The organism is Pseudomonas moorei (assembly GCF_042846945.1).
In the GTDB taxonomy this organism is placed as follows: domain Bacteria; phylum Pseudomonadota; class Gammaproteobacteria; order Pseudomonadales; family Pseudomonadaceae; genus Aquipseudomonas; species Aquipseudomonas moorei.
In genome coordinates, this window is record NZ_AP035776.1 from 5,218,239 (window position 1) to 5,232,338 (window position 14,100).

Annotated in this window: 8 protein-coding genes; all 8 read left to right on the forward strand. The window is 63.9% G+C overall.

Annotated features, from left to right (window positions below; translation table 11 throughout):
• The first annotated feature begins 36 nt into the window (after positions 1 to 36).
• The 8 genes from ACGJAX_RS24410 to ACGJAX_RS24445 all read left to right on the forward strand — a co-directional run bounded on the left by ACGJAX_RS24410 (position 37) and on the right by ACGJAX_RS24445 (position 14,074).
• Positions 37 to 7,326 carry an Ig-like domain-containing protein gene (locus ACGJAX_RS24410; protein ID WP_390956464.1) on the forward strand — a complete coding sequence of 2,430 codons (7,290 nt, stop codon included), beginning with the start codon at positions 37 to 39 and terminating at the stop codon, positions 7,324 to 7,326.
• Between the two features lie 42 nt (positions 7,327 to 7,368).
• On the forward strand, positions 7,369 to 8,883 hold the full coding sequence (locus ACGJAX_RS24415; protein ID WP_390956465.1) for a TolC family protein: 1,515 nt from the start codon (positions 7,369 to 7,371) through the stop codon (positions 8,881 to 8,883).
• Positions 8,867 to 9,478 (forward strand): adenylyl-sulfate kinase, encoded by a 612-nt coding sequence (gene cysC / locus ACGJAX_RS24420; protein ID WP_390956466.1) that lies wholly within the window; start codon positions 8,867 to 8,869, stop codon positions 9,476 to 9,478. Before ACGJAX_RS24415 ends, cysC begins: the two co-directional genes overlap by 17 nt.
• Before the next feature lie 283 nt (positions 9,479 to 9,761).
• A complete protein-coding gene (locus tag ACGJAX_RS24425; protein WP_247258289.1) occupies positions 9,762 to 10,433 on the forward strand; it encodes a GntR family transcriptional regulator in 672 nt (223 codons plus the stop codon).
• A gap of 114 nt (positions 10,434 to 10,547) precedes the next feature.
• Positions 10,548 to 11,480 carry a 4-hydroxyproline epimerase gene (locus tag ACGJAX_RS24430; protein WP_247258290.1) on the forward strand — a complete coding sequence of 311 codons (933 nt, stop codon included), beginning with the start codon at positions 10,548 to 10,550 and terminating at the stop codon, positions 11,478 to 11,480.
• On the forward strand, positions 11,477 to 12,592 hold the full coding sequence (locus ACGJAX_RS24435; RefSeq protein ID WP_390956467.1) for an FAD-dependent oxidoreductase: 1,116 nt from the start codon (positions 11,477 to 11,479) through the stop codon (positions 12,590 to 12,592). Before ACGJAX_RS24430 ends, ACGJAX_RS24435 begins: the two co-directional genes overlap by 4 nt.
• Positions 12,585 to 12,821: a 2Fe-2S iron-sulfur cluster-binding protein gene (locus tag ACGJAX_RS24440; RefSeq protein ID WP_390956468.1), complete on the forward strand. Its 237-nt coding sequence runs from the start codon at positions 12,585 to 12,587 to the stop codon at positions 12,819 to 12,821. The genes ACGJAX_RS24435 and ACGJAX_RS24440 overlap by 8 nt, the downstream gene beginning before the upstream one ends.
• Positions 12,818 to 14,074 carry an FAD-dependent oxidoreductase gene (locus ACGJAX_RS24445; RefSeq protein ID WP_390956469.1) on the forward strand — a complete coding sequence of 419 codons (1,257 nt, stop codon included), beginning with the start codon at positions 12,818 to 12,820 and terminating at the stop codon, positions 14,072 to 14,074. Before ACGJAX_RS24440 ends, ACGJAX_RS24445 begins: the two co-directional genes overlap by 4 nt.
• The last annotated feature ends 26 nt before the right edge of the window (positions 14,075 to 14,100 follow it).

Below are 14,100 nucleotides of genomic sequence, written 5' to 3' on the forward strand. Positions count from 1 at the left end.
CGCGCAGTCATAAATGTTCGAGTCCGGGTGAGCAGCATGTGGTGGAGCAAAGGCAAGTCGCAGATCACGGAGGGCGCGCGCGTCCTGGCATCGCCAATGATCATGTCCCTGGAACCGCGAATGCTGTTCGACGGCGCAGTGGCGGCCACGGTTGCCGATACCGCCGCCCAAGCTGACAGCCACGCCACGGCGGACGCTGCCAAGGCTCCGGTTGCCGACCACCCGGTGGCCAGCAAGGACACCCACGGCCAGACGGACAACACGTCAGCGGCTACACCCGCGCCTGCCGCGACACCCACCGCCGTACCCGGCCAGAGCGTAGTGTTCGTCGACTCGCGCATCAAGGACGCCGATAGCCTGCTCAAAGGCGTGGCACCTGGCACCCAGGTGGTCCAGCTCGACCCGACCAAGGATGGCTTGCAGCAGATCGCCGATTATCTGGATACCCACCACGGCGTGAGTACCGTGGAAATCATCGCCCACGGCAATAGCGGCGACTTGTGGCTGGGCGACACTTACCTGTCGGCCGATAACGTGGCGGCTCGCAGCGCGGTGCTGGCGCGTATCGGCAATGACATGAACGTCGGCGGCGACATTCTGATCTACGCCTGTAACACCGCCGCAGGTGACAAGGGCGTCAGCTTTGTCGACTCGCTGGCGCAACTTACCGGGCGCGATATCGCCGCGTCGAACAACCGTACCGGTGCGAGCGGTGACTGGGATCTGGAAATCGCCACCGGCACCATCGAGAGCCATAACGTGCTGTCGGCCCAGTCAATGGCCGCGTATCAATACAGTCTGGCGACCCTGACGGTCACCAACAACGGTGACAGTGGGGTTGGCTCATTGCGTCAGACGCTGAGCGATGCCGTGGCGGGGGACACGGTGACGTTCAGCACCACCATGACGGTCAATCTGAACACGCAACTGACCATTACCAAGAACGTCACGCTGGAAGGTGACCTGAACCACGACGGCATTGCCGATGTGACCCTCAACGGTCAGTACAAGACCCGGGTGGTTCAGGTCGCTTCCGGGATCACTGCGACTTTCGACGGGCTGATCATCAAGCAAGGCCTGGTGGCCGGCAATGGTGCTGCCGCCGGTACGGACGGCACGGCGTCCATGGGCGGCGGTATTTTCAATGCCGGCAACCTGACCCTCAAGAACGTCACCGTGACCAGCAACGCCGCCTCGGGCGGCGGTGGCGGTGGCGGGGTTACCTCACCTTACGTCGGTGGCGCGGTCGGTGGCGGCGGCGGCGGTGGCGGTGCATTGGGCGGGCAAGCCGGCGGTCATGGTGGCACCTCCGGTTTCGGCACGGGTGTGTACAGCGGGACGAGTGGTAGTGCCAACACGGGCGGTAACGGTGGCGGCTATAACCCCAACTACATGGGCGGTCGCGGCGGCAGCAGCAGCGGTGGCGCGGGTGGCTTGGGGGCTGCCAACTACAGCAACGGTGGCGCGGGCGGTACGGCGAACAATGGCACGATTTCCATCGGCGGTGGCGGTGGCGGCTCCGGTTGGGACAAGCCCGGCAGGGCCGGGGCATCGGCTGCCGGTGGTATTTACAACGCCAGTAGCGGCACCCTGACGGTCATTGGCACCTCGGTGATTTCCGGCAACATTGCCGCCGGTGGTGGCGGTGGTGGCGGTGGTGGCCTGGGCGGTTCCGCCGACGCCGGTGGTGCGGCCGGTAAAGGCGTCGGTGCGATCTGGAACAAAGGCACGGTATTGATGACCGCCGCCAACTTCGCGGCGCTGTCCGGTAACGTCGGCGGCAGTGGCTCCGGCGGTCCGGCACTGGGCGGCGGTAGTACCGGTGCCAGCGTGGCAGCCGTGAACAATATCTTCAACGACGGCGGCACCGTGAACACCGCCTATGCACCGGCACCGAGCGCTACCATCGTGGTGGCGAACAGCGCCCTGCACATTGGCCAGACTTCGCTGGTGACCATTACCTTCACTGAGGCGGTGACCGGTTTCACCAACGCCGACCTGACGATTGCCAACGGCACGCTGAGCGCGGTGAGCAGCAGCGATGGCGGCGTGACCTGGACGGCGACGCTCACCCCGACCAACGCCATTACCGACACCACTAACCTGATCACCCTGGATAACACCGGGGTCCAGAGTGTGTCGATGGGCACAGCCGGGGTTGGCACCAGCACGTCCAACAATTACGCCATCGACACCGTACGGCCGACGGCGACCATTGCGTTCACCGACACCGCACTGAAAATCGGCGACACCTCACTGGTCACCTTCACGTTCTCCGAAGCGGTGACCGGTTTCACCAACGCCGACCTGACGATTGCCAACGGTACGCTGACCGCCGTCAGCAGCAGCGATGGCGGCATCACCTGGACGGCGACGTTTACCCCGAGCGCCAGCATCACCGACACGACCAACCTGATCACCCTGGACAACACCGGGATCGCCGATCTGGCGGGAAATGCGGGCACAGGTACGACAGATTCGAATAACTATGCCATCGATACCGTGCGCCCGACCGCGTCCATCGTGGTCGCGGACAGCGCGTTGAAAATCGGCGACACCTCGCTGGTGACCATCACCTTTTCCGAGGCGGTGACTGGTTTCACCAATGCCGACCTGACCATTACCAACGGTACACTGACCGCTGTCAGCAGCAGTGATGGCGGCATCACCTGGACCGCGACCTTTACGCCGAGCGCCAGCACCACCGACGCGACCAACCTGATCACCCTGGCCAATACCGGAATCGCCGATCTGTCGGGTAATGCGGGCACAGGTACGACAGATTCGAACAACTATGCCATCGACACCGCGCGCCCGACCGCGACCATCGTGGTGGCCGACAACGCGCTGAAGATTGGCGACACCTCACTGGTGACCATCACCTTTTCCGAGGCGGTGACCAGCTTCACCAACGCTGACCTGACCATTAGCAACGGCACGCTGACGGCGGTCAGCAGCAGCGATGGTGGTATCACCTGGACGGCGACCTTTACCCCGAACACCAGCACCACCGACGCGACCAACCTGATCAGTCTGGACAACACCGGGATCGCCGATCTGGCCGGTAATGCGGGTAGCGGTACCACCGACTCGAACAACTACGCCATCGACACCGTGCGGCCAACGGCGACCATCGTGGTGACGGACACTGCGCTGGGAATCGGTCAAACCTCGTTGGTGACCATCACCTTCTCCGAAGCGGTGACCGGTTTCACCAACGCCGACCTGACAATCGACAACGGTACGCTAAGTGCGGTGAGCAGCAGCGATGGCGGCGTGACCTGGACCGCCACCCTGACGCCGGTGAACGGCGTCACCCACAGCGGCAATGTGATCACCCTGGACAACACCGGGATTGCCGACCTGGCCGGCAACGCCGGTACCGCGACCACCGATTCCAATACTTACGCGATCGACAGCCAGCGCCCGACCGCGACCATTGTGATCGCCTCGCCAACGCTGGCAGCCGGGCAGACGTCGCTGGTGACCATCACCTTCTCCGAGGCCGTGACCGGTTTCACCAACGCCGACCTGACGATTCCCAACGGCACGCTGACGGCGGTCAGCAGCAGCGATGGCGGCATCACCTGGACGGCCACCTTCACCCCGACCGCCGGCATAAAAGACACGACCAACCTGATCACCCTGGCGAACACCGGCGTCGCCGACCTGGCCGGTAACGCCGGTAGCGGCACCACCAATTCCGCCAACTTCACCATCGACACCGTGCGTCCGACGGCGACTATCGTGGTGGCCGACAACGCGCTGAAGATTGGCGACACCTCTCTGGTGACCATCACTTTCAGCGAGGCGGTGACCGGCTTCACCAACGCTGACCTGACCATTGCCAACGGCACGCTGACCGCGGTCAGCAGCAGCGATGGCGGGATGACCTGGACGGCGACCTTCACCCCGACCAGCGCCATTACCGATGTCACCAACCTGATCACCCTGGACAACACCGGCGTGCAGAACGGTTCCGGCAACGTCGGCGCAGGCACCACCGATTCCAACAACTACGCCATCGACACCGTGCGGCCAACGGCGACCATCGTGGTGACGGACACTGCGCTGGGGATCGGCCAGCCTTCGTTGGTGACCATCACCTTCTCCGAAGCGGTGACCGGTTTCACCAACGCCGACCTGACGATCGACAACGGTACGCTGAGCGCGGTGAGCAGCAGCGATGGCGGCGTGACCTGGACCGCCACCCTGACGCCGCTGAACGGCGTCACCCACAGCGGCAACGTGATCACCCTGGACAACACCGGGATTGCCGACCTGGCCGGCAACGCCGGTACCGCGACCACCGATTCCAATACTTACGCGATCGACAGCCAGCGCCCGACCGCGACCATCGTGCTGGCCGACCCGACGCTGGCCGCCGGTGAAACCTCGCTGGTGACCATCACCTTCAGCGAGGCCGTGACCGGTTTCACCAACGCCGATCTGACGATTCCCAACGGCACGCTGACGGCGGTCAGCAGCAGCGATGGCGGCATCACCTGGACGGCCACCTTCACCCCGACTGCCGGCATAAAAGACACGACCAACCTGATCACCCTGGCGAACACCGGCGTCGCCGACCTGGCCGGTAACGCCGGTAGCGGCACCACCAATTCCGCCAACTTCACCATCGACACCGTGCGTCCGACGGCGACCATCGTGGTGGCCGACAATGCGCTGAAGATTGGTGACACCTCACTGGTGACCATCACCTTCAGCGAGGCCGTGACCGGTTTTACCAACGCTGACCTGACCATTGCCAACGGCACGCTGACCGCGGTCAGCGGCAGCGATGGCGGGATGACCTGGACGGCGACCTTCACCCCGACCAGCGCCATTACCGATGCCACCAACCTGATCACTCTGGACAACACCGGCGTGCAGAACGGTTCCGGCAACGTCGGCGCGGGCACCACCTATTCCAACAACTTCGCCATCGACACCTTGCGGCCAACGGCGACCATCGTGGTGACGGACACTGCGCTGGGGATCGGCCAGCCTTCGTTGGTGACCATCACCTTCAGTGAAGCGGTGACCGGTTTTACCAACGCCGACCTGACGATCGACAACGGTACGCTGAGCGCGGTGAGCAGCAGCGATGGCGGCGTGACCTGGACCGCCACCCTGACGCCGGTGAACGGCGTCACCCACAGCGGCAACGTGATCACCCTGGACAACACCGGGATTGCCGACCTGGCCGGCAACGCCGGTACCGCGACCACCGATTCCAATACTTACGCGATCGACAGCCAGCGCCCGACCGCGACCATTGTGATCGCCTCGCCAACGCTGGCAGCCGGGCAGACGTCGCTGGTGACCATCACCTTCTCCGAGGCCGTGACCGGTTTCACCAACGCCGATCTGACGATTCCCAACGGCACGCTGACGGCGGTCAGCAGCAGCGATGGCGGGATCACCTGGACGGCCACCTTCACCCCGACTGCCGGCATAAAAGACACGACCAACCTGATCACCCTGGCGAACACCGGCGTCGCCGACCTGGCCGGTAACGCCGGTAGCGGCACCACCGATTCCGCCAACTTCACCATCGACACCGTGCGTCCGACGGCGACTATCGTGGTGGCCGACAATGCACTCAAGGTGGGCGAAACCTCATTGGTGACCATCACCTTCTCCGAGGCGGTCAGCGGTTTTACCAACGCCGACCTGACCATCGCCAACGGTACGTTGAGCGCGGTCAGTTCAAGCGATGGCGGTATTACCTGGACGGCGACCTTCACCCCGGTCGCGAATATCACCGACACCACCAACCTGATCACCCTGGACAACACCGGCGTGCAGAACGGTTCCGGCAACGTTGGGGTGGGCACCACCGACTCGAACAACTACGCAATCGATACGCAACGTCCAACGGCAAGCATTGTGGTGGCCAATCCGCTGCTGGGCATTGGCCAGACCTCACAGGTGACCATCACTTTCAGTGAGGCGGTCAGTGGTTTCGATCTGTCCGACCTCAGCGTGGCCAATGGCACGCTGTCCAATTTGCTGAGCAGCGACGGCGGCAAGACCTGGACGGCGACCCTGACGCCGACCGCGAATATCAACGATGCCACCAACCAGATCGTGCTCGACACTGCCAATGTGCAGGACAGCGCCGGTAATGCGGGCAGTACCGTAACGCTGTCCAACAACTACGTGCTCGATGCCGACCGGCCCACCGGGACCATCGTCGTCGCCAAACCGTTGCTGGGCATCGGCGAGACCTCGCTGGTGACCATCACCTTCAGCGAAGCGGTCACCGGTTTTGACCTGTCCGATCTGAGCGTGACCAACGGCACGTTGTCCAACCTGGCCAGCAGTGACGGCGGCAAGACCTGGACCGCGACGTTCACGCCGACGGCGAACGTGACCGCCCCCACCAACCTGATTGTGCTCGACAACAGTCATGTCAACGACACTGCAGGCAATGCCGGGACAGGGCTGGCCATCTCCAACAACTACGCCCTGGACAGTGATCGCCCCACCGCGACCATCGTCATCGACAACCCGAACCTGGGCGTTGGCCAGACCTCGCAGGTGACCTTCACCTTCAGCGAGGCGGTGAAGCATTTCGATTTGTCCGACATCAGCGTGGCCAATGGCACCCTCACCAACCTGAGCAGCAGCAACGGCGGCAAGACCTGGACCGCCACCCTGACCCCGGCGGCCAACATCAACGATGCGTCCAATTTCATCGGGCTGGACACCCGCAACGTGACCGACCTCGCCGGGAACGCGGGCGCCAGTGGCGCGATCTCCAACAATTTCACCATCAACACGGTGCCGGCCGTCGTCGTCTCGGTCAGCGACCCGGCACTGCCGCAAAGTCCTCCGAGCGTGCCGTTGCAGCCGATTATCTTTACGCCGCCGACCGGTAATCTCGGCTCACTGCTGACCTTTGCACCGTTGTTCGAACAGCGGGTATTGGGCGATGGCATCCGCCCACTGGGGGATATTTTCATCAATCGTGGCGCACTGAGCCCCAGCTATATCGCTCAGGTGTTCACTAGCAGCGACAACGGCGGGAAGGGTTCCGCTCACGGTTTCCTGGGTTTTGGCGGGGGTGATGGCGGGGTGTTTGGCAGCAGCACGCTGTCGAGTCTGTTCAATCATGAGTCGGGCGATGGCGACAGTTCGTTCAATGCGTTCGGTGACAAGTCGATCCAGCACAGTGGCAATGCCGCTCAAGGCCTGCACGGTGGCTATGGTGCACTGACTTTGGGCGAGCAACTTCAACAACTTGAAAACGCCGAGAAGCAGCAGGTCCAGGCGTTGGCTGCAGCGTTGCAACAGGTCGGCATCAGCGAAATGCAAGCCTGATTAAAAACCTAATTTTGTGCGGTACCCAGGGGCGGTCCAAGGATGAAGAAAAGTCAGAAATTATTCGGCGCCAGCTTGCTGGCGCTTGCAATCAGCGGATGTGCGGTGACCAGTGAGCCGATCGAACGCAGTGTCAGCGAGCAGCGCGCCAGAAGCGATTTGGCGAGCATGTACAAAGATCAGGAGCCCCTTAGTGGCCCACTGACGCTGCATCAAGCCATGGCCCGTGCGGTGAAATACAACCTTGAAGGCCGGTTGAAAATCATGGAAGAGGCGTTGGCCAAGCGCCAACTCGACCTCGCCAGCTTCGACATGCTGCCGCGCATGGCCCTGGACGCCGGTTACGTGGGGCGCAACAACACCAGCGGCTCCAGCAGCCAGAGTGTGCGCACCGGCACCCAATCCCTCGAACCCTCGACCTCCCAGGACCGCGACCGCAGGGTCGCCGACCTGACCATGGTCTGGAACGTCCTCGACTTCGGCGTCAGCTACATCAACGCCAAGCAGCAGGGCGATCAACGGCTGATCGTTCAGGAACGTCGGCGCAAGGTCATCAACACCATCGTTCAGGACGTGCGCTCGGCTTATTGGCGAGCTGTGGCTGCTGAACGCCTGCTCAAGCAGATCGACAGCCTCATGGCGCGGGTCGATGCCGCGCGCAACAACAGCCAGAGCATGAGCGAGCAGCGTATCGGCGACCCGGTGCAGGCCTTGGGGTATCAGCGTTCGCTGATCGAAGCCACGCGCCAACTCGAAGAACAGCGGCGGGCACTATCGCTGGCGAAAACCGAACTGGCGACCCTGATCAACCTGCCGATGGGCACTGAGTTGACGTTGGCGACGCCAGAGGATTATCCGGTTCCGGAGCTCAAGGTCGACATGGCGAGCCTTGAGCAAGAGGCTCTGGCCAGCCGTCCGGAACTGCGCGAGCAGGATTATCAGACGCGCATCAGCACCGCCGAAACCCGCAAAGCCATGCTGCGGCTGCTGCCGGGGCTGGAACTCTCGGCTGGCGGGCATTACGACAGCAACTCGTTTCTGGTCAACGACAAGTGGGCCGACTACGGGGTAAAAATCACCTGGAACCTGTTCAACGTGATTTCCGCCCCGGCGGCCATCGACGTGGCCAAGGCCGGTGAAGAAGTGGCCAAGGCACGCCGCCAGGCGATGTCAATCGCGGTGCTGGCGCAGCTCTACGTGGCCAACGCCAACTACCGCGAAGCGCTGCGCCAGTTCGAGACCAACCAGCAGCTGTCGAACATCGACGGGCAGATTCTTGGCCAGTTGCGTAACCGTCATCAGGCCGCGGGCATCGGCGAACTGGAGCTGATCCAGGGCGAACTGAACACCCTGCAAGCCGACCTGCGCCGCGACCTGTCGTACGCGGATTTGCGCAACGCTTACGGGCAGATCTTCGCCAGCGCCGGGCTCGACCCACTGCCGGATCAGGTGCAGTCGACGCAGGTGCAGTCGATCGCCACCGCGCTGGCCAGCCGCGAGGATGCATGGGCCGCCGGCAACATCACGGTGCCGCCAGCGCATGTCCAGGGACGGTAATGTGATGGCGCCTGCTGGCAGCATCAGCCGGGCACAACGCGAAGACCGCCACGGTCATCGTGGGGCAGCCATTCTGCTGACCGGTTTACCGTCCGCTGGCAAGTCGACACTGGCCCAGGCGCTGCACGCCGCGTTGTTCGAGCGCGGCGTGCAAAGTCTGGTACTTGATGGCGATGGACTACGGGTTGGGCTTAATCGCGACCTGGGGTTCACCGACAAGGATCGCCAGGAAAACATCCGCCGCGCCAGCGAGGTCGCAGCGTTGCTGGTGGAGAACGGACAGATCGTGATTCTGGCGATGATTGCGCCGTTGGTTAAACTGCGAGAGGTCTTTGCCCGACGATTGGGTGATGACTATCGTGAAGTCTGGTGCAGTGCTGCGCTGGACGTCTGTGAGCAGCGTGACCTGAAAGGTCATTACGCCCGTGCGCGCAGAGGTGAACTGCCGGGCTTCACCGGTGTTTCCGCACCCTATGAGCCACCTGCCTCGGCCGCGTTAGTGCTCGACACCGGTACCTTGTCCATCGATGTCTGCGTGCAAAAGCTGCTGGCCTGGCTAGCGGAGTGCGAAGTGTTGATGCCGGCGCGGGATTGACCCGATAGTCAAAAATGCATGGGAAGTAACACCACTCGGCCTCACTTGTTCGACCGATGTTTTCCGGTGACAACGAAGTAAATGAAACCCTCGTCGCCGGTGCGAGCCGCTTCGCGCACCACCGTAACTGAGTCGCGGTTACCTTTCTTGACGCGTGGTTTCGGTTTAGCAGTTTGGGCGGAGTGAGGGTTTTAAAGGCTGGCGACGCGTCGCCGCCAGGCAAGATCAGCGAACGAATTTCGTATACCCTGTCGCTATCTCTTTTCTCCGAACGACCGCCGCCGTGAACCTACCCAAATTCAACGCTCCCGACCTTGGTAACACGCCTTCGACGTCGGAAATCATCACCCGTCATCTGCGAGACGCGATCGTCGCCGGGCATTTTGCCGAGGATGAGCCGATTCGCCAGGACGACATTGCCCGCCAGTTCAACGTCAGCAAGATCCCGGTGCGCGAGGCGCTCAAGCGGCTGGAGGCTGAAGGGCTGGTGATGTTCCAGCGCAATCGCGGGGCGATGGTCACGCGCATTTCCGATGCGGAACTGGCGCAGATGTTCGAAGTGCGCATGTTGCTTGAGGACAAGGTGTTGCGCCTGGCGATTCCCAACATGACTGAAGAAACCTTCGCCCGTGCCGAGCGTATCTGCCAGGAGTTCGTCGGCGAGGACGATGTGGGGCGCTGGGCCGAGCTCAACTGGGAACTGCACGCCTGCCTCTATGAACCGGCGCAACGGCCGTTCCTGGTGAGCCTGATTCGTTCGGTCAACGACAAACTGGAGCGTTACCTGCGCATGCAGATGAGCCTGTCGGCGGGCAAGGAACGCGCCGATCACGAGCACCGCGAGATCCTCGCGGCGTGCCGTGCGGGGGACGTCGACCTGGCGGTGAAGCTGCTGGACGAACACATCGCCGGGGTCTGCGAGACCCTGTTCAAGCACTTGCCCCACGCTCACTGACTGCGGCAATGACTGTGCCGATTTCGTCATCGGCACTGGTTAAATCCATCAAGCCGGCACCTCGCTGCACAGGCCACTCTTTCGGTCACTCAACCGAATGGACGTGGCCCTCCGATGAAACGCATCTCCGTGATCGACTCCCACACCGGCGGCGAACCGACTCGCCTGGTGACCGCCGGTTTTCCTGATCTGGGCACCGGCAGCATGGCCGAACGACGCCAACGCCTGGCCGAGCAGCACGACCAGTGGCGTGCGGCCTGTGTGCTGGAACCACGGGGCAGCGACGTGCTGGTAGGCGCCCTGCTCTGCGAACCCGTGGACCCGAGCGCCTGTGCCGGCGTGATTTTCTTCAACAACAGCGGCTACCTGGGCATGTGCGGCCACGGCACCATCGGCCTCGTCGCCTCGCTGGCCCACCTGGGCAAAATCGGCCCCGGCGTGCACAGCATCGAGACGCCGGTCGGCACCGTGCAGGCCACCCTCCACGACGACCATTCGGTGAGTGTGCGCAACGTGCCGGCGTACCGTTATCGCAAGGCGCTGCAAGTGCAGGTGCCGGGCATCGGTCAGGTGACCGGCGACATCGCCTGGGGCGGCAACTGGTTTTTCCTGATCGCCGATCACGGGCTGCGGGTGGCGGGCGACAACCTTGAGGCCCTGACCGCTTACACCTACGCCGTTCAACAAGCGCTGCAAGACCAGGGTATTCGTGGCGAAGACGGCGGCCTGATTGACCATGTCGAACTGTTCGCCGATGACGATCATGCAGACAGCCGCAACTTCGTGCTCTGCCCCGGCAAGGCCTACGACCGCTCACCCTGTGGCACCGGCACCAGCGCCAAACTGGCGTGCCTGGCGGCCGACGACAAGTTGCAGCCCGGACAGATCTGGCGCCAGGCAAGTGTCATCGGAAGCGAGTTCGAAGGCTCTTTCGAATGGCAAGGCGAGCGCATCGTGCCGACCATTCGAGGCCGCGCCTTCATCAGTGCCGAAGCCAGCCTGATCATCGAACAGGACGACCCGTTCGCCTGGGGCATCCGTCCGTGAATCGCAGCCATGCGGCCGATGTGATCGTGATCGGTGCGGGCATCATCGGCGCGGCCTGCGCCCAGGCACTGGCGCGGCGTGGCTTGCAGGTACTGGTGCTCGACGCCGGGCTGCATGGCGCGACGGCGGCGGGCATGGGCCACCTGTTGGTGCTCGACGACAACCCGGCGGAACTGGCGCTGAGCAATCATTCCTTGCGGCGCTGGCGCGAGCAGGCAGCGGACTTGCCCGAGGGCTGCGCGTACCGCAGCAACGGCACCCTGTGGCTGGCGGCCAATGCCGAAGAAATGGCGGTGGCCCACAGTAAATTCCACAACCTGCAAGCCCAGGGCGTGGCCTGCGAACTGGTCGGCGCCAGTGCCTTGCGCCAGCGTGAGCCGGAGCTGTCCGAGGACCTTGAAGGGGGCCTGCTGATCAATGGCGACGGCATTCTGTACGCGCCCGCGACGGCCAGCTGGATGCTCGACACGCCGAACATCCGCCAGCGCCGGGCGCGGGTCATCGAGGTCGATGGCAACCGGGTGCGACTCGATGACGGTCAGTGGCTGAGCGCCGAAGCGGTGGTGCTGGCCAACGGTATCCAGGCCAATGAGCTGTGCCCGGAGCTGCCCATCGAGCCGAAAAAAGGCCACTTGCTGATCACTGATCGCTACCCCGCCCCCGTCACCCATACCCTGGTGGAGCTCGGTTACGTCACCAGCGCCCATAACGCCAAGGGGCCCTCGACGGCCTGCAATATTCAGCCGCGTCCCACCGGGCAATTGTTCATCGGCGCCTCGCGGCAATTCGGCACCACCGATCCGCAGGTCGAAGGCTGGATGCTGGCGAAAATGCTCAAGCGCGCGGCCCAATACATGCCGGGGTTGGCGCAACTCAATGGCATCCGCGCCTGGACCGGCTTTCGCGCCGCCAGCCCCGATGGCCTGCCCCTGGTGGGTCAGCACCCGCAACGCCAGGGCTTGTGGCTGGCGGTCGGTCACGAAGGTTTGGGGGTTACCACCGCTCCCGGCACCGCTGATTTGCTGGTCGCGCAACTGTTCAACGAAACCCCGCCATTGGCCGCACAACCCTACCTGCCCCAGCGTTTCCTCGGAGAACCCGCCTATGCCTGAATTGATGCTCGACGGCCATGCCCTGAGAGTCGCCGAGGGCACCAGCGTCGCCGCGGCCCTGGCGTTGGGCGGCGACGGCTGCACACGCAACTCGGTCAGTGGACAGCGCCGCGCACCGCTGTGCGGCATGGGCATCTGCCAGGAATGCCGGGTGACCATCGACGGTCGACGACGCCTGGCCTGCCAGACCCTTTGCCGTGACGGCATGCAGGTGGAGACGCGCCCATGAATGAATATGCCGATCTGTTGATCGTCGGCGCCGGTCCCGCCGGCATGGCCGCCGCGCTGGCTGCCGCACCCCGTGGCGCCCGCATTGTCATGCTCGACGACAATCCGCTGGCGGGCGGGCAAATCTGGCGCGACGGTCCGCAGGCCAGCGTGCCGGTCCAGGCCCGTCAGTTGCGCGAGCGCTTGCAGTCCCAGCGCAACATCCGCCATCACCCGGGCACCCGGGTGATCGCCAATCCCGGCCCGAAACAACTGCTGGTCGAAGACGACGAGCACGGCTGGCTGATCAGCTACGACAAACTGATTCTGTGCACCGGCGCCCGTGAATTGCTGCTGCCCTTCCCCGGCTGGACGCTGCCGGGGGTCACCGGGGCCGGTGGTTTGCAGGCGCTGATCAAGGCCGGGCTGCCGGTGCAGGACCAGCGCGTGGTCATCGCCGGCAGCGGGCCGCTGTTACTGGCCAGTGCCGCCACCGCGAAAAAACACGGGGCCACCATGCAATGCGTCGCCGAACAAGCCTCGCTCAAGGCGGTGGCTGGCTTCGCGACGCAACTGCCGCGCTGGCCGAACAAACTGCTGCAATCGTTCACGCTGTTCGACCGCCACTACCGCACCGGCACTCATGTGCTGGCGGCCCTTGGCAGCGATCGACTCGAAGCTGTGCGCCTGCACCAGCAAGGCAAGATCGTCGAACTGGCGTGTGATCGGTTGGCCTGTGGTTTCGGTCTGATCCCCAACGTTCAATTGGGTCAGGCACTGGGTTACGCCCTCGAAGGCCAGGCGTTGGCAGTGGATGCCTGGCAAGCCAGCCGCGTCGATCACTACGCGGCCGGTGAATGCACCGGGTTCGGCGGCAGTGAGCTGGCCCTGGTCGAAGGCGCGATTGCCGGCCACGCCGCCGTGGGTGACTTCGAAGCGGCCCGGCAATTGTGGCCACGCCGGGCACGCTGGCAGGGGTTCGCCAAAGCGCTGAATCGGGCCTTCGCCCTCGACCCGCGACTCAAGTCGCTGGCCCGTCCCGACACCCTGGTCTGCCGCTGTGAAGACGTGCCCCATGGTGCATTGGCCGGGCACACCGAATGGCGCACGGCCAAGCTGGCCAGCCGCTGCGGCATGGGCGCCTGCCAGGGGCGCGTGTGTGGCGGCGCGGTACAGCATCTGTTTGGCTGGCAACCCTCGGCGCCGCGCCCACCGTTCAGCCCGGCGCGCATCGAGACCTTGATGTCCCTGGACGATACCCCGCCAGCGTCATGACCGCGCCAGGGGTTTCGGCCACGCGG